Source organism: Chelativorans sp., from assembly GCF_031180965.1.
Taxonomy (GTDB): Bacteria; Pseudomonadota; Alphaproteobacteria; order Rhizobiales; family Rhizobiaceae; genus Chelativorans.
In genome coordinates this window covers 111,644-130,268 of record NZ_JAPSLH010000003.1, presented here as the reverse complement: position 1 = coordinate 130,268, position 18,625 = coordinate 111,644, and the positions used below count along the sequence as shown (strand labels likewise).

The window sequence follows — 18,625 nt, the reverse complement described above, 5'->3', positions numbered from 1 at the left end:
GGTCGCGTTTTCCGCCCGCGTGCAGAGGGCGTTTTCAGGGCAATGGGCCCGGAGGAGAGATTGACATGGCGTCGGTTCCTTTCGACCAGCTTGATGGCTTTATCTGGTTCAACGGCGAATTCGTCAAATGGGCCGACGCCAAGATCCACGTACTCACTCACGGGCTCCACTATGCCAGCGCCGTCTTCGAGGGCGAGCGCGCCTATGGCGGGCAAATCTTCAAGCTGACCGAGCACACCGAGCGGCTCCACGAATCGGCCCGCTTGCTGGGATTCCGCATTCCCTATTCCGTGGCGGAGATCGACGAGGCCTGCCGGCAGTTGCTGGCCAAGCAGGGGCTACAGGACGCCTATGTCCGTCCCATCGCCTGGCGCGGCAGCGAGATGATGGGCGTGTCGGCCCAGAACAACCGCATCAATCTCGCCATCGCGATCTGGGAGTGGCCGAGCTATTTCAACCCGGAGCAGCGGATGAAGGGCATCCGCCTCGACATGGCCGAGTACCGCCGCCCGGATCCGCGCACCGCGCCCTCCAAGTCCAAGGCCGCCGGCCTCTATATGATCTGCACGCTCTCCAAACATGCGGCGGAGGCCAAGGGCTACCACGACGCCATGATGCTCGACTGGCGCGGCCAGGTCGCGGAGGCGACCGGCGCCAACATCTTCTTCGTCAAGGAGGGCAGGGTGCACACGCCCGCTCCGGACTGTTTCCTCGATGGAATCACTCGGCGCACGGTGATCGATCTGGCGCGCCGGCGCGGCATCGAAGTCGTCGAAAGGGCGATCATGCCGGAGGAACTAACAGGTTTCGAGCAGTGCTTCCTCACGGGCAGTGCCGCCGAGGTCACGCCGGTGGCCGAGATCGGGCCCTACACGTTCCAAGTTGGTGAAATTACTCGCCTTTTGATGAACGACTACAGCGAGGAAGTGCGCCCGCGCCAGCGTCTGGCGGCCGAATAGGGCAGCCTTCCGGAGCCGCGCCGCCCGAAGCCGGATTCCCCCTCGTTTGACTTTGGCCGAATTCGGCGTTTCATGGTGGCGCCGGCCACTTAGGTCGGCGTCTCGAGGAGAGGGAAGATGGAAGCTTTAGTTCCCATCATTGTGCAGGCCATCGCGGGCATTGTCGCCGGCGAGGCCGTGGGTGCGGCGTTCAAGAAGGCGGCCATGGGCCACCTGCCGGTGATCATCAGCGGCATTGTCGGCGGGGTCGGGGGTGGCGCGCTGCTTTCGAGCATGGGAGGCGACACTGGGGCGTTGAGCGGCATCCTTGGCCATGTGGTCGGTGGTGGCGTCGGCGGCGCCGTGCTCACCGGCATTGTCGGCGCGGTGATGAACTCCACGAAGAAAGCCTGAGCGCTTTCGCTGCGAAATCCGGGCGGGCGGCGCATGCCGCCCGTTCTGTTTTTTGAGGGCAGTTGGGTAACGCGGTAAGGCATTCGCGGCTGATCCCTCACTCGACATCCCGACGGTTCCTATTGCCCTACGGCATTACTGCCCTATTCCCTTACTCCCCTAAACAGCAGAGGTCTGACGATCATGACCACGCTTCGGGCCGGCATTGTCCCTGTCACCCCCTTCCAGCAGAATTGCACGATCCTCTTTGACGAGGAGGAGAAGCGGGGCGTGGTCGTCGACCCAGGCGGCGAGGTGGAACGCATCCAGGAGGCGATCGGGCGCGCGGGGATTACAATAGAGGCGATCTGGCTCACCCACGGCCATATCGACCATGCCGGCGGAGCCATGGACCTGAAGGATGCGCTGGGAGTGCAGATCCTCGGGCCCCATGAAGCGGATCGCGAGATGCTCCTCAATCTGGAGACCCAGGCGCGCATGTTCGGGCTTGGCGACCCGGTGCGCAATGTCACGTCGGACCGCTTCCTCAATGAAGGAGACACGGTCTCTTTCGCCGGCCATTCATTCTCGGTGCTTCATTGTCCCGGCCATGCGCCGGGCCATGTGGTCTTCTACAACGCGGCGGCGAAATTCGCTCACGTGGGTGACGTGCTCTTCAGCGGCTCGATCGGCCGCACGGATCTGCCGGGCGGCGATCATGCCACGCTGATCCGTTCCATAAAGGAGAAGCTGTTGCCGCTCGGCGATGATGTCGGCTTTCTCTGCGGCCACGGGCCCGGCGGCCGGTTCGGCGAGGAGCGGCGGACCAATCCGTTCCTGGTGTAGGGCACTAGGCGATAGGGCAGTAAGGCTGTAGGAGAAGGGAGTAGGAGAGTAAGAGATCGAGGCTGAGGCCGAAGAATCTGGTAGGCGCTCCCGCCAAGCTCTGCGCTCTATTCCTTTACTCCCTTTATTCCCCTACTCCCTTACATCTCACCCAATATTGCAGAAATGCCGCCGGCCGTCATAGCCGAGGAACGTGCCCGACTGCGGATCGAAGCTGCGGTAGCGGGCGCTGCAGGCGCGGTACCATTCGCGCGACCAGGGCTCCACCCCGTACTGATAGGTCACCGGGCCGCGATAGACGGGCGCGGGCGCGTAGTGGTAGCGCGGCGCAGGCCGATAGTAGGTCGGCGGGTCGATATAGACCCGGTCGTGGTAGCGCGGCTGCGACAGCGCGCTGCCGACAATGGCGCCGATCGCAAGTCCGGCAAGACCGGCGGCCAACTCGTCGCCGCGGTCGTGGTGGCGGTGATGATAGCGCCGCCAGCGGTGATCGTCGGCCTGGGCGGCGGGAAGGGCGGAAAGCGTCGTCGCCGCGACGGCGACACCAAGAATGGCACTCTTGAGGATCCGGTTCATCGAGGTCTCTCCTGTCTCGCGCGATCGCCTGATCGGCGCGCTGATGCCGAATGCTATGATCCCGTAGCTGAACGGTATCTGAATGGTTAAACGCGGCAAGATCGCGGCCGGTTGCCTCGGCCGCATCAAATGTGCCGCAGACCAGCCCAAAGCTCGTCTGGCAGGCAGCACGCACAAGACAAAACGCCGGCCAGAGGCCGGCGTTCCGCAATTCGAAGGGCGCTTGCGCTATCAGCCCACCGAGAGATTGACCGCCTTGGGGCCCTTGCCGCGCTTGTCCGGCTCGGTGTCGAAGGTCACCTTCTGGCCATCCTCGAGGCCCGGCAGGCCGGAAGCCTGCACGGCGGAGATGTGCACGAACACGTCCTTCTGGCCGTCATCCGGCGTGATGAAGCCGAAGCCTTTGGCGTGGTTGAAGAACTTAACGGTACCGCTCTGGGGCATGGGAAGGGGTCCTTTCTCCCGTAGTCATGGTCTGCGGGCCATGGCCTCAGCCATTGGGCCCAGGTGTCCTCGGTCGTTTACTGGGGGAGAAGAAACAGTCAGCGAACGCGTGCTCCTGCCGGATTCTTTGCACGCGCCTTCCCGGAGCCTTTCTCGGTGCCGGGGCATGCTATTCCAGTCTCCGGGCCGGCAAATGCCCGAACGGCGAAAAGTGTCCCTCATTTTCGCAAATCCGGCAAGCGAAAGTTTTGTGTCAAATGAGCGGCCGGAGGAGGGCGACGTATGCAAGGGGAGAGTTGCGGCCGTGGCCGAATCCGCTGCAAAAGAAAAGGCGTGCAAAAGAAAAGGCGCGACGGTTGCCCGCCGCGCCTCTTCAAAACCAATGCCGCCTGCGCGGCAAGCAGCTTATGCCGCCGAAAGGTTGACCGCCTTCGGGCCTTTGCCCATGCGGTCCGGCTCGACGTCGAAGGAAACCTTCTGGCCGTCAACGAGCGAACGCATGCCGGAGCTCTCGACCGCGGAGATATGGACGAATACGTCCTTCTGGCCGTTGTCGGGCGTGATGAAGCCGAAGCCTTTGGAGGCGTTGAAGAATTTTACGGTGCCGGTCTGGGCCATTTGGGAAACTCCTTTTCCCTTGCAAAAAAAGGCGTCTGTGCGACGTGCACAGGTTCGCCGTCGCCACGAGTCATGATTTCGGGAAAAGGTCGTCCAAGAAGCGTCCAGTTCTCCGGGTCTGCAATCCCGGGCGTCCTCCCTTGTGCCATGAAAACATGTTGGAAGCAAGGCGGGTCTGTCCGCAGGAATCAAGAAACTTGGTCTCAACAGGGACCTGCCGCTTGCCTCCGCGCGCCCGCCGAACGACGCGGACGGCTCTACTGGGTGCGCCGGAACCAGAACGCCTCGGTCAGGCGCTCCATCCCGACGCGTTCGTAGAAGCCGACCGCCTCCGGCACGGAGACGAGGAAAACCGCGACCTTCGGGCCCAGTACCCGCCGCGCCTCGTCGAGCAGCCCCTTGCCTATGCCGAGGCCCTGGGCGGAGGAGGAGACGGCGAGCTCCGAGATGTAGCAGCACCAGGAGGAGTCCGTGACGCCGCGGGCGACGCCCACCAGCCGGCCGCCGGGCTCGCCGAGCCGCGCCGTGACGATCAGGCCGGCCTCAGCAAGCATGGTCTGCAGCCGGGGCTCGTCATCCACCGGGCGCATCGTGCCGAGACCGGACTCGACCAGAACGCGGCGGAATTCCGCCGCGTCCAGCGTCTGTTCCCGTGCATAGATCACTTGAGGCCGCTCACTCATGGGGCAACAATGCCTCATCCCCCGGCGAAACCGAAGCGGTTTCTGAGATCTGCCGGCTCGCGCAAATGGCCCGCGCCGTGGCCTGAGCCTCACCGCAGCAGGGATCTGCCCGTCGGGGAGAGGCGGTTTATGGTGAGCGGGGCGTTGGCATGTCCGCCGAAGCCGTCGCCCATCGCGTCGCGCCAGGCCGGCGACTGCCGGAGCGTTCGGGCGAATGCCTGCTGCGCCGCTTCATCCGCAAAGCGCGCAATCCAGACGAAAACCCGTTCCTTCTCCCGCACCGGCAGGCGCGGGAAGGTGTTCGGGCTTTCCTCCGTCACCAGGCTGGCACCCGCCGGAGCTCCGGCGGCGGCCAGGGCGGGAAGCAGGCTGCGCGAGAAATAGGCGGGGAAGGCGTCCGCACGCCCGTGGTCCAGCGGAAAGACGAAGACAGTGAAGACGGCAGCGCTTTCCTCGGGCGCCTCCGCTGGCGGCCGCTTCTCTCCTTCCAGCGCAAATCCCGCGCCGTCTCCCGCGGGCCTGAGAAGCAGCACGTCGTCGAAGCGGTCCATGGTCGCGTTGGCAGCGTCCCTGTGCTTGGCCCAAACCGGGCCGCCATAGAACGCACCCAGCGCCTCTTTTCGGCTTTCCATATCGGCAAACCCCCGCAGCCACACGAAGTCGTCCGGCCGATCGAGATCGCGGAACTCGCCGAGCACAGTCATCCCGCAATCCTCCTGGCTTTCCACCAGATGCCGGTCGAACACGGCGATCAGGTCCTCCCGCCGACCTGGATGCAGCAGGTAGCGCCGCAACTCGAGAATGTTCTGCAGCGGTGCTGCCATCATCGCGGAAGTCCTTCTCCGGTTTCGTCCCGTGATAGCAGCGACCTCGTGCCAGCATAGTGTCAGCAGGGAAGCCGTGCGCCGCCAGGCGGGGTCGGCTATCGAGCGGCTCCGAACGCGCTATGCCTTTGTAAATGCCGGCGCAGCAAGCCGCTCGACATAGGCCTTCAAATCCTTGGGCCATTCCGCGATGCAATGCAGAAAGCGTTCCTTGTCGGCTGCATAGAGCGCCCGGGCAGCTTCCTCGTAGCCTGGGTGGTCGCCCAGCATCGCCATCATAAAGCGGTCGGCCGCCTCCTGCGCGTTCCTGATCCTGTCTGTCGGATCATCCGCCTTGCGTGCCGCATCGACCAGCCGGCGCAGCGTCGCCGAAGCGCCGCCCGGCTGCCGGTTCAGCCATTCCCAATGCCGCGGCAGAAGCGTCACCTCGCGAGCCACCACGCCGAGTTTTGGCCGGCCAAGTGGACGAGGCGAGACGGTGATCACCAGCCGCCTCGCGATCTGCTCGGGCGTGCCCGAAAGGTCGAAGTCGATCTGGCGCCCGGTCGAGTCGTCGAAGACCAGCACATTGTCCCGGCCATCGCGCTTCAGGTGCAGCGCCACCTCCAGCCGCGAGCCCGAGGCGACCCGCCGGTGTCCCTCGAAGGCGGTACATGTTTGGGCATCAGTCATTGTCGTCTCCTGTTTCGGCCGTCTTATCATCCGGGTAAAAAGTCAGTCAATAAGCCCGGATAAAAACTAGCTGCTGCGATCCGCTGCCGCCTGTGCTAGGAGCGGCCGTCCACCATTGGAGACGGGTGTGAAAGAGCTTCTTCTCCTGCGCCATGCCAAGTCCAGCTGGGATGATCCGTCGCTCGATGATTTCGACCGCCCGCTGGCGCCGCGCGGAAAAAAGGCGGCCCAACGGATGGGGCGGGAGATGGCTGCGGCCGGCTGGATTCCGGAGAGGGTCCTTGCCTCCCCGGCCATGCGCACGCGCCTCACCTGGCTGCGCGTGATGGCTGAACTGGGCGAAAGCGCGCCGATCGCCGACTACGACTATTCCCTCTACATGGCCTCTGCCGAGACGATCCTGACTGTGATCCGCACCGTTCCGGAGGAGGTGAGCCGCCTCCTCGTCCTCGGCCACAATCCGGGACTGCAGGAGGCGGCGCTCGGCCTTGCCGGGCCGGGGTCGAAGAAGGAGCCCTTGGGCCGCCTGCGCGCGAAATTTCCCACGGCGGCGGTGGCCCGTTTTACGGTGGATGGGCTGTGGTCGGAACTGGGCTTCGGCGCCGCCCGGCTCACCCATTTCGTGCGGCCGAGCGATCTCGGCCAAGGCTAGCCTGTCGGTTCCTGACAGCCTCGTGTCAGCAGCGGGTCGGCGCGCCGCCGCTGTTGCCACTCCGCCCTTTCCATTTGCCGCCCAAACCTCCATATTCGGCATCATGGCCAATTCGACGAGAAAACACCCGCGCGGCTTCGAAGAGCCGCCGCAGCCGCCGCTGTCCGGCACTCCCCTGTCCGGCTCGATCTCCGACTGGGCGGTGGAGATCACACGCGAGGCGGAGAAGCCGGCAAAGCCTAAGAAGCGCATTCCCGAGCGCTCCTCCGCCCCGAGCAGAACCGGGCGCGGAACCTCCATGGGCGGCGCCGCATCGGCAAAGGAGCGCGCTGCCGCCGGCCTGATGCCGGTTGCCGGCCTCGACGTCACGCTTGAGGAGGCCGAGGGTCTGGCTCCCGGCGGCGTGACGGCCACGGTTGCCGCGCTCTCCCGCCTCATCGAGGGCGGCGATCCCAATCTGCGCAATTCCTGGGTGCCGCACCGTCCGCCGCGGCCGGAGAAATCCGAGGGCGGCATTCCCTTCCGCATGGTCTCCGATTTCCAGCCAGCGGGCGACCAGCCGACCGCCATCCGCGACCTCGTCGAGGGCGCGCGACAGAACGAGCGCACCCAGGTCCTGCTCGGTGTCACCGGCTCCGGCAAGACATTCACCATGGCCAAGGTGATCGAGGAGACGCAGCGCCCGGCCATCGTGCTCGCCCCCAACAAGACGCTGGCGGCCCAGCTCTACGGCGAGTTCAAGAGCTTCTTCCCGGACAATGCGGTCGAGTATTTCGTCTCCTACTACGACTACTACCAGCCGGAGGCTTACGTCCCGCGCTCGGACACCTATATCGAGAAGGAATCCTCCATCAACGAGCAGATCGACCGCATGCGCCATTCGGCGACGCGCGCCCTGCTCGAACGCGACGACGTCATCATCGTCGCCTCCGTCTCCTGCATCTACGGTATCGGCTCGGTCGAGACCTATACCGCCATGACCTTCCAGATGGCGGTGGGCGACAAGCTCGACCAGCGCCAGCTCCTGGCCGACCTGGTGGAGCAGCAATACAAGCGCCGGGACGCAGACTTCACACGCGGCTCGTTCCGAGTGCGCGGTGATACGATCGAGATATTTCCGGCGCACCTTGAGGACCGCGCCTGGCGGATCTCGCTGTTCGGCGACGAGATCGAATCGATCACCGAATTCGACCCGCTCACCGGCAAGAAGACCGACGATCTGAAATCGGTGAAGATCTACGCCAACTCGCACTATGTCACCCCGCGTCCCACGCTTAACCAGGCGATCAAGGGCATAAAGGAGGAGCTGAAGCTCCGCCTGGTCGAACTCGAGCGCGCCGGCCGCCTGCTCGAGGCGCAGCGGCTGGAGCAGCGCACCCGCTTCGACCTCGAAATGCTGGAGGCCACCGGCTCCTGCGCCGGCATCGAGAACTATTCGCGTTACCTCACCGGCCGCGCCCCCGGCGAGCCGCCGCCGACCCTGTTCGAATACATCCCCGACAACGCGCTGGTCTTTGTCGACGAAAGCCACGTCACCATCCCGCAGATCGGCGCGATGTATCGCGGCGACTTCCGCCGCAAGGCAACGCTCGCCGAATACGGTTTCCGCCTGCCGTCCTGCATGGACAACCGGCCGCTGCGCTTCGAGGAGTGGGACGCGATGCGCCCCGCCACCATAGCCGTCTCCGCCACCCCGAGCCGCTGGGAGATGGAGCAGGCGGGCGGCGTCTTTGCCGAGCAGGTCATCCGCCCGACCGGCCTCATCGATCCGCCGGTGGAGGTGCGCCCTGCGAAGACCCAGGTCGACGACGTGCTCGGCGAAATCCGCGAGGCCACGAAGGCCGGCTACCGCACGCTCGTCACGGTGCTCACCAAGCGCATGGCCGAGGATTTGACCGAATACCTGCACGAGCAGGGCATTCGCGTGCGCTACATGCACTCCGACATCGACACGCTGGAGCGCATCGAGATCATCCGCGACCTCAGGCTCGGCGCCTTCGACGTGCTGATAGGCATCAACCTCCTGCGCGAGGGGCTGGACATTCCCGAATGTGGCCTCGTCGCCATCCTCGACGCGGACAAGGAAGGTTTCCTCCGCTCCGAGACTTCCCTCATCCAGACGATTGGCCGCGCGGCGCGCAATGTCGACGGCCGCGTCATCCTCTATGCCGACCAGATCACCGGCTCCATGGAGCGGGCGATGGCGGAGACAAACCGCCGCCGCGAGAAGCAGCGCGCCTATAACGAGGCCAACGGCATCACGCCGGAATCGATCAAGAAGAATATCGGCGACATCCTCAACTCCGTCTATGAGCGCGACCACGTGCGCGCGGATATCGGCGGCGCCAAGGGCGACGATCTCAACAACCTCGTCGGCAACAACCTCCAGGCCCATCTGGAATATCTGGAAAAGGCAATGCGCGACGCGGCCGCCGATCTCGATTTCGAGGAGGCCGCGCGTCTGCGCGACGAGATCAAGCGCCTGCGCGAGACGGAACTTGCGATCCTCGACGACCCGCTCTCGCGCGACGCCGGCGTGGAGAACACACAGTCGGCCCGGCGCCAGGCCGCGAAGGGCAGGGGTTCTAGCGGCCGACCGCCTGCAGGCGGCCGCGCGACGGGTGGCGCGGAAGAATCCCTCTTCCGCAAGCCGCATCTCGATGAGATGGGCACCTCCGGCGCCCACGCGGTTCCGGCCGGCGGCGAAAGATCGCTGTTCCGCAAGAACTCGCTCGACGAAATGACCGTCCGCCGCACGGAAAAGCCGCTTGGAAAGGCGCCGTCCCTGGCCGGGGACAGCGACGCCGAGCCAATCAGGCGGGGGAAGGTGGGCACCGGCTCCTACGAGGATCCGGCCGAAGAGCGCCGTCGCAAGCGCCGTCCGTCCAAGACCGGCAGACCCGGACGGTAGCGCCGTTCGGCCCTCGGTTGCCGGCCGGGCGGAGATGGCGGCCAGGCACGGCTGCATTACCCGTTTGCGGGCTTAAACCCGCGCATCCTCCACATTGATGCGCCGGTAGACTGCCTCGGTGAAGGAATAGAGCGCGAAGGCGATCAGCCCGAGTCCCACTGCAGTCAGGAGCAGCCATCCGAGCGGCAGGCCCTGGATGAATTCCAGCGCCGCCTTTGAGCTTGCCTGCTCGCCGCCTCGCACCGAACGCGTGGCCAGCAGGAAGGCCAGTACCAGGAATACCGCGCCGCGCGCGATCAGGCCCGTCTTGGCCACCGGGTGGATGACCCGCATCGCCTGCGGCCCGGCCTGAAGATAGCGCGCATATCGCTCGCGGAGGGCCTTTGCGACATGGGCGATGCCGGCGCCGGCGAGCGCCAGCGCCAATGCCGCCGCCACCCAGCGGGCGCCGACGAATCCCGCCAGCATTTCCGCCCAGCCGCCGCCACCGCCTCCGCCGCCGCCCGCCCCGCGCGAAAGCGACCAGGCATAGGAGGCCAGCGTCGCGTAGACCGCGGCGCTCACAAGAAGCCCGCCGCGGATGGCCACCCCCTTGGCATCCCTGCCATGCCCGTCCGTGTCGAAGCCCGCCTGGATCAGCCGCCATAGCGCGTAGAACACCAATCCGGCGATCAGCGCATAGGCGAGCGCGCTGCCGGCCCCGCTCGACAAAAGCACCGTGAGGGCGTCGCGCGAGCTCATCGCCTCGCCGCCTCCGACCGCCGCAAGCGCCGCGAAAAACCCGATCACGACATAGATGATGCCGCGCGCCGCATAGCCGGCACGGGCCAGCGGCCGGAACCATTTCTTCTCGGATTCGAGCATGTGCGGACCTTTGCTGAACGAGCGTCGCGGGGGAATGCGCGAGGGCAGGGGTGCGTTCCGGCCGATCTGGCGGCAGTTCCGTTGTGCCCCGCAATCGAGGCTTTGGCCGAGACGCTGAAGCGCGGTGAGACCTTCTAGCCGCGGTGGCCGCATGGCCCCGGGGAGTCTCCCCGCCCTCGGCAACCCCGCAAAGAAAAGGGCGGCTATCGCCGCCCTCTCAACCCGATCTGCCGCCGGGACTAGTCGCGGCGCTCCTGGCGAAGGTGCCTGCGTGCGTCGCGCAGCTCGCGGCGTTCTTCCCGCAGGTCGCGGCGCGCGTCGCGAACGTCGCCGCCGGTCCGCCGTTCTTCGATCACGTCCCGGCGCGCCCGGTCACGCTCCCGGCGTTCCTCGCGCACATCCTGCCTGGCGTCGCGGCGCTCCCAGCGGTCCCGATCGCGGTAGAAGGAGCGGCCCCTGTAATGGTTATCCCAGTAGCTGCCGAACGAGAAGGTGACGACGGGAGCGCGGATCGCCGAGATGGCCCTCGTGCCCGTATAGCGCTGGCCCCCATCGACAAAGGCGATATAGTTGGACGACATCCAGCCACGCTGGCCGCCATAGCTCACATCGCACCAGGACCTGGTGCTCAGGCACCCATGGACACGTACCCCGTGCCCGGCCGCCACCACATTGACCGGCGGAAACTCGGTCGACGGGCCGGCGCGAAGATTGACATTGGTGGTCGCTACAGCCGTCGACGCGGCCATGGCCGCGCCGGGGACGCAGATGCCTGCGAGAAGAGCGAGTGCACCAAGAGTTTTGTACGACATACGAACCTCGTCTGTTGTGGAGCCGGCGGGTGCTGGCCCGATAGAGCTTGTTGTAGAGCGCGGAACATGAGCCAGGCATGAACGGCGCCGTTAACTCATGCTCATGAACAGCCACGGCCCTGTGGGGTTCCCTTCTTCATCCCAGGCGAATGCTCCACGTGCGCGGCATGGCGCCCTTGACACCCGCCGTGGAGCCGCGAATAAAGACGCTATGCACGAATACGATACGCATATCGTTGCCCGGGTCGCCTGCATCCCAACAGGCGGGATGCAGGGGCCTCGATCACGCTAGCAACGGACGTATCGGAGACCCGCAGCCTCGCCGCATCAGGGCGGGGCTTTTTTATGTTGCATGTGCCCCGTCCGTCGGCATCCGATGGAGAGACAAATGGCACAGAACATCTACGACAATCCCGAATTCTTCGCTGGCTACAGCCAGCTTCCGCGCTCGATTCACGGCCTTGACGGCGCGCCGGAATGGCCGGCGGTCCGCGCCATGCTGCCCCGGCTTGCCCGCAAGCGCATTGTGGATCTCGGCTGCGGCTTCGGCTGGTTCGCCCGCTGGGCGCGAAGACAAGGCGCCGCCTCCGTGCTCGGGCTCGATATTTCCGAAAACATGATCGCCCGCGCGAAGGCGGAGACGAGCGATGCCGCCATCGAATACAGGATCTCGGATCTCGAACTGCTCGAGCTTCCCCCTGCATCATTCGATCTGGCCTATAGCGCGCTGGCCTTCCACTATATCGCCGATTTCCGGCGGCTGGCGGGGATGGTGCATCGCTCCTTGCGCCCTGGCGCCCACCTGGTCTTCACGATCGAGCACCCGATCTACATGGCCGCTGCCCATCCGCGCTGGTGGACCGACGAGGACGGCCGCAAGACCTGGCCGGTCAACCGCTATTCCGTCGAGGGAGAGCGCAGGACGGACTGGCTCGCCAACGGCGTGGTCAAATATCACCGGACGATCGGAAAGACGCTGAACACGCTGATCGGCGCCGGATTCGCGATCCGCCATGTGGAGGAATTCGCCCCCACAGAGGCGCAGATCGCCGACAATCCCGGCCTGGAGGAGGAAGTGGAAAGGCCCATGATGCTGCTGGTCTCAGCGCAGGCCTGATTGCGCAAGGGGAGGGGCGCCTAGATCAGACTCTGACCGCCGTCGATGCGAAGCGTCTCGCCCGTCGTGAACTCGCTCTCCATGAGGTAGATATAAGCGGGGGCCACGTCGGCGACCGTGGCAATCCTCCCCGCCGGCAAGCGGGCGGCCATGTCCGCGAAGAAGCCGGCCTTGGCTTCTCCGACGATATCCCACATCGGCGTGTCCACCCATCCGGGCGACACGATGTTCACGCGGGTCGGTGCCAGTTCCAGCGCCAGAGCGCGGGCGAAATAGCTGAACGAGCCGGCAATGGCGGCCACGACCGCGCCGCCCGGGACCGGCGGCCGATCCTTGTTGATCCCTGAGGTGAAGGTCATGGATCCTCCCGCCGTCAGGGCGCGCATCGCATGTTTGGCAAGCATGACGGCGCCGATCAGCTTGTTGTCGACGAAGGACCGCACGACCTCCATCTCGGCCCGGTCGATGGGCTCGTCCGGCGGCAGCAGTCCGGCGGTCGACACGAGGTGATCGAGCGCGCCGACCTCCTCGAACATCCGGGCAATGTCCCTTTCCTTTGTCATGTCGGCGGCAAGGCTTCTGGCACGGCCATCGGTGGCGAGCGCCCGTTCCGCGGCCGCCAGCTTCTCCGGCGACCGGCCGACGATCACCACTTCCGCCCCTCCTTCGAGAGCGGCTCGCGCGACGCCGAGACCGACGCCGGAGCTGCCTCCAACGACGACGACTTTCCTGCCCATAAGCGTGGCCATAAGGTTCTCCTGTGCTTTGGCTGGGTTTGAGAGCGCTAGCCGCAGACATCGCCGCGATAGGCGCGCTCGAGATCCGCGATGATGATTTTCTTCATCTTGTACATTGCCTGCAGCACCCGGCCGGCCTTTTCCCGGTCCGGATCGGCTTCCATTTGCAGCAGGATGGCCGGAATCACCTGCCAGTAGACGCCGAACTTGTCCGTCAGCCATCCGCAGGGCTGCTCCTTGCCGCCCCCGGCGGTCAGCGCGTTCCAGTAGTAGTCTGTCTCGGCCTGGTCGACGGTCTCCACCAGGAAGGAGAACGCCTCGTTGTAGGGCGTGTGCGAATGGGCGTTGAGGGCGACGATCGGCAGGCCGGCCAGTTCGAACCGGACGACCGACAACTCGGGGTCGGGCAGGTCCGTTCGTCCGAGAATCCGGGAGTCCTTGAAGACGGACATGTAGAATTCCATGGCCTCCTCGGCCTGCGATTCGAACCAGAGATGCGGATAGATTTTCATATTGTTTGTCCTTTTCGGGAAAACCGGGGCGCCCGGCTAGCGCTGCCTGCGGAGGATTGACCCGTCCCAATCGCGCTCGAAGCCGATGTCCTGCAGGCGATGATCCGAAAAGCGTGCAATGTGCTGCATCGACCGGCGATGCCGGAATCCGGCGAACACGCAGGCGGCTCGTCGCAAGACCGCGGCGCGTAGTGGTGCGATTGTGGGGATTGGCAGGCCTGCAGATGCTGGTCCCGGCCGATCCAAGCCATCGTGATAGGCATGAATGTTGCTCACAGTGATCTCCATTCGGGATGCGCCGTATCGACGAGAGCGGCTTCATTGCCCAAGGATTGCGCTGCCCGCCGCTGGACGACAACCGAATGTTTGTGCATCATATGTGACTGTCACTCACAGGTGAGCTATGCCGCGCCGCCTTCCTCCATTGACTCATCTCCCGGCCTTCGACGCAGCGGCTCGCCATCTGAGCTTCACTAAAGCGGCGGCCGAACTGAACCTGACGCACGGAGCGATCAGCCGCGCCATCCGAACCCTGGAGGAAAGACTGGGCACCCGGCTTTTCGAGCGAGGCACCCGCTTCGTGCGCCTCACGCCCGAAGGCGCCGCCTATGCGGCGGAAATCGGCGCGGCCCTCGACCGGATTGCGGCCAGTACGCTCATCGCCACGGCGCCCAGGTCGGCAGGCGTGCTCAATGTCAGCACGTCGGATGGTTTTGCCGGCCGGTGGCTCGTGCCGCGGCTCCATCGGTTCCATCGTGCGAATCCGCAGATCGATGTGCGTCTGTCCACGTCGGGCGTGCACGCGGATTTCATCAGGGACGGGATCGACATCGCGATCCGCTACGGCGCGGGCGGCTACGAGGGGGTGGTGTCGGAACTCCTGGCGGAGGAGGAAGTCTCTCCCGTCTGCAGTCCGGAACTGCTGAAAGGTAAGCATCCCCTCCGGTCGCCAGGAGACCTGAGATACCACCGGCTCATCCACGACAACTTCCGGATCGACTGGGCCATGTGGCTGCAGCATGCGGGCCTCGACGATATCGATCCCGGTAGCGGCCTGAAGTTCGACGCCGCCGCCTACGCCGTCGAGGCGGCCGTGCAGGGGGAAGGGGTGCTTTTGGGCAGGAGCGCGCTCGTCTCCGCCGATCTGGCGGCGGGGCGGCTGGTGCGTCCCTTCGAGCTGGCGCTGAAATCGAGGTGGAAATACTACGTCGTCTACCCAGATGGCGCCCTGCGGCAGAGGAAGGTGAGGGCATTCCGCGATTGGCTGTTCAGCGAAATGGCGGCCGGCTAGAACGAGGCCGGGACGTAAGCTGGCCCATGTGCAGGGCGCGGCGCTCCGGCGGGCTCGAAAAAATGTCAGCCTTTCTGTCGGAGTTCGGGAAGCTCTTTCGTCCTAGGCGCAAATCGGCAGAACGCATCAGACGAAGGAGAGAGACGATGTTCCGCACCGCCCTTGTTACCGCAGCCCTGCTCGTGGCCGGCCCCGTACTTGCCGAGTCCGAGCCTGTGGGCCAGCGCGTCGAGGTCAACGGCATGCAGATGTATTACGAGGTCTCCGGTGAGGGAGACCCGCTGATCGTGCTGCATGGCGCCTATATGAACATCCCGACCATGGGCGAAATCATCCCGAGGCTCGCCGAGAACCACAAGGTCTACGCGCTCGAACTCCAGGGGCACGGCCGCACCACCGATATCGACCGGCCCATCACCTATCCGAACCTGGCGGACGACGTCGCCGTCTTCATGGACAAGGTCGGCCTCGAGAAGGCGGACGTGTTCGGCTATTCCATGGGCGCGGCCGCCGGGCTGCAGCTCGCCATCCGCCATCCGGAAAAGGTGAACAAGCTGGTCGCTGCCTCCGTCGCCTATGACGTCGAGGGCTGGCAGCCGGATTTCAAGGCCTTCATCCCGCAGATGAATGTGGAGATGTTCCTCAACATGCCCTTCGCCGAGGACTACAAGAAGCTCGCGCCCGATCCGGACGGCTTTCCGGCCCTCGTCGAGAAGCTCATCCAGCTTGAGAAGGAGCCGATGGCCTGGGGCGAGGACGTGAAGGCGCTGAAGACGCCGGTCCTGATCATCGCCGGGGATGCCGACGTCGCGACGCTGGAGCACAATGTGGCGATGTTCCGCCTGCTCGGCGGCGGCGGAATGGGAGACATGGGCAAGCCGCTGCCCGCCTCGCGCCTTGCCGTCCTGCCGGCCACCTCGCATACGGCCGTGATCGGCCAGACCGATCTGCTCGTCGGGCTGATCGAGCCGTTCCTCAAGGGCGAGACGCCGAAGGGCATGTTCCAGTAGCCCCGCGCACAAATCCGGCCGGCGCAGCCTCCGTATCGGGAGCCGCCGGCCGGAGCGCGCATCCAGAGCGTCCGCGCTCTGCCTCAGACGCTACCAGTCGTCCCTGCCGCGGCGCCTCAGCAGCGCGACGGCCACCGCGGAGACGGCGGCCACGATGGCAACCTTGCGGACGAGGCCCAGCTTGTTGTGCCGCCACTCGGCGCGCGCCCCCATCTCGGCAGGTATGTTGGGGATGCGCCCGCGGGCGAGATCCTCGAAAATCCCCTCCACGACATTGATCCGGTCCGCGCCGAGCAGCATCAGCCAGTGCCGCCAGTCGGACTCGCTGTACCGGAAGGCGGCCCGGCGGATCATGCCACTCAGGCCCTTCGGCGGGGTGGAGGTGCCGACGACCGCCGGCAGGCGGCTATGCTCGATCGAGCGCAGCACCTCGACGCGCGGCTCCTGCAGCGGCGGGCGCTGCCAGGCCATGCCCGGGCCGTCCTCGCGCGAGCGGTCCCGAAAGGGATAGGTCGGATCGTTGCGCGGGTCGGCGTCGACGCCCCAGCCATTCACCGTGTTCGGGTCCACCGCCCGCGGCAGCCTCGTTGTGGATGTTGCCATATGCGGTCTCCCCGTCCTACTGGCCGCCATTCGGGTAGAGCACCGGCTTGATGCAGCCGTCGAGCTTGGCGGAGAAGATGTGATAGCCGTCCGATACGTCCTCAAGCGACATACGGTGGGTGATGAGCGCCTTGGGGTCGATGCGCCCGGCCTGCACATGCTCGATGAGGCGCGGCAGGAGGCGCTTCACGGAAGCCTGGTTGGCGCGGATCGTTATCCCCTTGTTCAAAACATTGCCGATGGGGATCATGTTGCCGGTCGGGCCGTAGACGCCGACGATGGAGACGATCCCGCCCTTCTTCACCGAGTTGATGGCCCAGTGGAGCGCGATCGCCGAGCCGGCCTCGAGCTTCATCGCCTTGCCGAAAAGTGTGTGCAGGGCGCTGCCGGCAGCGTCGCCGCCCACCGCGTCGATGCAGACATCGGCGCCGAGCGAATCCGTCTGCTTCTTTACGAAGACTGCCATGTCCTCGATCTCGCGGAAGTCATAGACCTCCGCCGGGCAGTAGCGCCGCGCGAAATCCAGCCGGTAGTGCAGGTGGTCGATGACGATGACGCGGCCGGCGCCGAAGAGCCAGGCGCAGCGCGCCGCCATGATGCCCACGGGACCGGCGCCGAACACCACCACCGTGTCGCCCTTCTGGATGCCGCCCATCTCTGCGGCCTGGTAGCCGGTCGGCACCACGTCGGTCAGCATCACCGCGTCGTCAAGGTCCATCCAGTCGGGGATGACGGTCGGGCCGACATCGGCATAGGGAACACGCGCATATTCCGCCTGCCCGCCATCATAGCCGCCAGCCGTGTGCGAATAGCCGAAGATGCCGCCGACGGCAGTCGCCTCGGCATTGGCCTCGTGGCAGTTGCCGAACAGTCCCTGCTTGCAGAAATGGCACTGGCCGCAGGCGATGTTGAAGGGCACCAGCACATGGTCGCCGGGCTTCAGCTTCTCCACCTCGGGCCCGACCTCCTCCACGATGCCGCAGAACTCATGGCCGAAGACCATGCCCACCCGCGTATCGGGCACCATTCCGCGATAAAGATGCAGGTCGGAACCGCAGATGCAGGAGCGCGTTACGCGCACCAGCGCGTCGCGCGGATGCTCGATCCGCGGCATTCTCTTCCGGCCCGCCCGCATCCGGTAGGGCCCTCTGTATTCGGCTGCCAGCATCGGCTCCCTCCGCTTTGTGCGAGCAGAACCGTGCAGCGGGGGACTTGTTCCACCGGCCAGCCGTAGGCTCGGGCGGCCGACATCATATCTCCAGGAGAAGCGGCCTGTGGTCGGACACTTCCGGCTCTTCGACCACGTCGAAGCCGAGCACGTCGACCGCGGCCCCGACGAGCATATAGTCGGCGAACCGTCCGGCTTTCTTGTAGTGGGAGGTGCGGGTACCCGTGAAATTGCCTGCCGTGACGAGCTCCTTGAGCCCGGCTACTCCCAGCACCTCGAAGGTTCTGCTGTCCGGCTCGACATTGAAGTCCCCGCAGGCGACAATCTGATCGCGCTCTTCGGCCGCGCCTTTGATCAGGCCGGCGAATCTGTGCGCCTGGGCCAGCCGCTCGGGCGTATCCATCTTGCCCTTCAGGTCGCGCAGGCCGTGCATATGGGCGATCAGCACCGTCCGGTTCTTCTCGAAATCAAAGATGCGCAGGATATGGGCGTTGCGCGGCCGGGGGTGATCCCCGTAGCCATCCGGCGAAAAGGTTTTGTGCACGAAAGCCTGGACTTGCCCGATGATCGGAAACCCAACGCGGACAAATGTCGCAAGCCCCCATTGCGAAGGCACGGGCTCCTCGCCGTCCCACAGGACGCCCTGCGCTGCCGGGCAGAAGGTCGCGACATGGTCGGGCAAGGCGGCCGCGACCTCGCGGAAGAAGTCGGCGCGCTGCGGCAGCACGTGGTCGCCGTCCCGATAGGTCAGCCATTCCCGGGAAGCGGCGGGCGTGTGGACCACTTCCTGAAGGCACAGGACGTCCGGGGAGGCAGCCTCGAGATAGGGGATCAGGCGGTCATGCAATCTGCCGCCCCAGCCGTTCAGACACATGATCCGCATCTCGGCGCCTCCCGCTTCCGGGCTCCCGCATATACCGACTGCTGGCGCCAAGACCAGCCCGCCCTAGTGCA

At 65.5% G+C, this 18,625-nt stretch carries 21 protein-coding genes; 8 read left to right on the top strand and 13 right to left on the bottom strand.

Annotated features, from left to right (window positions below; genetic code table 11):
• The first annotated feature begins 65 nt into the window (after window positions 1-65).
• The 3 genes from RIN79_RS03375 to RIN79_RS03365 all read left to right on the top strand — a co-directional run bounded on the left by RIN79_RS03375 (window position 66) and on the right by RIN79_RS03365 (window position 2,177).
• Window positions 66-959 carry a branched-chain amino acid aminotransferase gene (locus tag RIN79_RS03375; RefSeq protein ID WP_309083209.1) on the top strand — a complete coding sequence of 298 codons (894 nt, stop codon included), beginning with the start codon at window positions 66-68 and terminating at the stop codon, window positions 957-959.
• A 117-nt stretch (window positions 960-1,076) separates the two neighbouring features.
• The gene (locus RIN79_RS03370; RefSeq protein ID WP_309083208.1) at window positions 1,077-1,352 is read left to right on the top strand and encodes a hypothetical protein; all 276 of its coding nucleotides are present in this window, start codon (window positions 1,077-1,079) and stop codon (window positions 1,350-1,352) included.
• Between the two features lie 183 nt (window positions 1,353-1,535).
• Complete coding sequence (locus RIN79_RS03365) at window positions 1,536-2,177, top strand: MBL fold metallo-hydrolase (protein ID WP_309083207.1); 642 nt, start codon at window positions 1,536-1,538, stop codon at window positions 2,175-2,177.
• 147 nt (window positions 2,178-2,324) lie between these two features.
• On the opposite strand, the gene RIN79_RS03360 is transcribed toward RIN79_RS03365, so the two are convergent.
• The 6 genes from RIN79_RS03360 to RIN79_RS03335 form a co-directional block, all read right to left on the bottom strand.
• Window positions 2,325-2,753 carry a BA14K family protein gene (locus RIN79_RS03360; protein ID WP_309083206.1) on the bottom strand — a complete coding sequence of 143 codons (429 nt, stop codon included), beginning with the start codon at window positions 2,751-2,753 and terminating at the stop codon, window positions 2,325-2,327.
• Between the two features lie 231 nt (window positions 2,754-2,984).
• The gene (locus RIN79_RS03355; protein WP_309083205.1) at window positions 2,985-3,197 is read right to left on the bottom strand and encodes a cold-shock protein; all 213 of its coding nucleotides are present in this window, start codon (window positions 3,195-3,197) and stop codon (window positions 2,985-2,987) included.
• 405 nt (window positions 3,198-3,602) lie between these two features.
• A complete protein-coding gene (locus RIN79_RS03350; protein ID WP_309083204.1) occupies window positions 3,603-3,815 on the bottom strand; it encodes a cold-shock protein in 213 nt (70 codons plus the stop codon).
• 257 nt (window positions 3,816-4,072) lie between these two features.
• Window positions 4,073-4,498 (bottom strand): GNAT family N-acetyltransferase, encoded by a 426-nt coding sequence (locus tag RIN79_RS03345; protein WP_309083203.1) that lies wholly within the window; start codon window positions 4,496-4,498, stop codon window positions 4,073-4,075.
• 89 nt (window positions 4,499-4,587) lie between these two features.
• Window positions 4,588-5,325 (bottom strand): NIPSNAP family protein, encoded by a 738-nt coding sequence (locus tag RIN79_RS03340; protein ID WP_309083202.1) that lies wholly within the window; start codon window positions 5,323-5,325, stop codon window positions 4,588-4,590.
• 117 nt (window positions 5,326-5,442) lie between these two features.
• Complete coding sequence (locus tag RIN79_RS03335; protein WP_309083201.1) at window positions 5,443-5,994, bottom strand: DUF2239 family protein; 552 nt, start codon at window positions 5,992-5,994, stop codon at window positions 5,443-5,445.
• A gap of 127 nt (window positions 5,995-6,121) precedes the next feature.
• Here RIN79_RS03335 and RIN79_RS03330 point away from each other — a divergent pair, with 127 nt between their 5' ends.
• Complete coding sequence (locus RIN79_RS03330) at window positions 6,122-6,646, top strand: histidine phosphatase family protein (RefSeq protein WP_309083200.1); 525 nt, start codon at window positions 6,122-6,124, stop codon at window positions 6,644-6,646.
• A gap of 103 nt (window positions 6,647-6,749) precedes the next feature.
• Complete coding sequence (gene uvrB / locus RIN79_RS03325; protein WP_309083199.1) at window positions 6,750-9,557, top strand: excinuclease ABC subunit UvrB; 2,808 nt, start codon at window positions 6,750-6,752, stop codon at window positions 9,555-9,557.
• Between the two features lie 72 nt (window positions 9,558-9,629).
• On the opposite strand, the gene RIN79_RS03320 is transcribed toward uvrB, so the two are convergent.
• Complete coding sequence (locus tag RIN79_RS03320) at window positions 9,630-10,421, bottom strand: DUF1206 domain-containing protein (protein ID WP_309083198.1); 792 nt, start codon at window positions 10,419-10,421, stop codon at window positions 9,630-9,632.
• Between the two features lie 239 nt (window positions 10,422-10,660).
• Window positions 10,661-11,233 carry an SH3 domain-containing protein gene (locus tag RIN79_RS03315; RefSeq protein WP_309083197.1) on the bottom strand — a complete coding sequence of 191 codons (573 nt, stop codon included), beginning with the start codon at window positions 11,231-11,233 and terminating at the stop codon, window positions 10,661-10,663.
• 388 nt (window positions 11,234-11,621) lie between these two features.
• On the opposite strand from RIN79_RS03315, the gene RIN79_RS03310 reads away from it, so the two are divergent.
• Window positions 11,622-12,350: a class I SAM-dependent methyltransferase gene (locus RIN79_RS03310; RefSeq protein WP_309083196.1), complete on the top strand. Its 729-nt coding sequence runs from the start codon at window positions 11,622-11,624 to the stop codon at window positions 12,348-12,350.
• Between the two features lie 20 nt (window positions 12,351-12,370).
• Here RIN79_RS03310 and RIN79_RS03305 read toward each other — a convergent pair whose 3' ends face one another.
• Together RIN79_RS03305 and RIN79_RS03300 are read right to left on the bottom strand one after the other, a co-directional pair.
• The gene (locus RIN79_RS03305; protein ID WP_309083195.1) at window positions 12,371-13,099 is read right to left on the bottom strand and encodes an SDR family oxidoreductase; all 729 of its coding nucleotides are present in this window, start codon (window positions 13,097-13,099) and stop codon (window positions 12,371-12,373) included.
• 35 nt (window positions 13,100-13,134) lie between these two features.
• On the bottom strand, window positions 13,135-13,599 hold the full coding sequence (locus RIN79_RS03300) for a VOC family protein (protein ID WP_309083194.1): 465 nt from the start codon (window positions 13,597-13,599) through the stop codon (window positions 13,135-13,137).
• 403 nt (window positions 13,600-14,002) lie between these two features.
• Between RIN79_RS03300 and gcvA the strand changes: the two genes are divergently transcribed.
• Together gcvA and RIN79_RS03290 are read left to right on the top strand one after the other, a co-directional pair.
• Window positions 14,003-14,890 (top strand): transcriptional regulator GcvA, encoded by an 888-nt coding sequence (gene gcvA / locus RIN79_RS03295; RefSeq protein WP_309083193.1) that lies wholly within the window; start codon window positions 14,003-14,005, stop codon window positions 14,888-14,890.
• A 146-nt stretch (window positions 14,891-15,036) separates the two neighbouring features.
• Complete coding sequence (locus RIN79_RS03290) at window positions 15,037-15,900, top strand: alpha/beta hydrolase (RefSeq protein WP_309083192.1); 864 nt, start codon at window positions 15,037-15,039, stop codon at window positions 15,898-15,900.
• A gap of 90 nt (window positions 15,901-15,990) precedes the next feature.
• Here the strand turns inward: RIN79_RS03290 and RIN79_RS03285 are convergent, their stop codons facing one another.
• The 3 genes from RIN79_RS03285 to RIN79_RS03275 all read right to left on the bottom strand — a co-directional run bounded on the left by RIN79_RS03285 (window position 15,991) and on the right by RIN79_RS03275 (window position 18,554).
• Window positions 15,991-16,503 (bottom strand): hypothetical protein, encoded by a 513-nt coding sequence (locus tag RIN79_RS03285; protein ID WP_309083191.1) that lies wholly within the window; start codon window positions 16,501-16,503, stop codon window positions 15,991-15,993.
• Window positions 16,504-16,519: 16 nt separating this feature from the next.
• Window positions 16,520-17,617, bottom strand: a complete 1,098-nt coding sequence (locus RIN79_RS03280) for a zinc-dependent alcohol dehydrogenase (protein ID WP_309083190.1) — start codon at window positions 17,615-17,617, stop codon at window positions 16,520-16,522.
• Window positions 17,618-17,753: 136 nt separating this feature from the next.
• Window positions 17,754-18,554, bottom strand: coding sequence for an endonuclease/exonuclease/phosphatase family protein (locus tag RIN79_RS03275; protein WP_309083189.1), 801 nt, complete (start codon window positions 18,552-18,554; stop codon window positions 17,754-17,756).
• Between the last annotated feature and the right edge of the window lie 71 nt (window positions 18,555-18,625).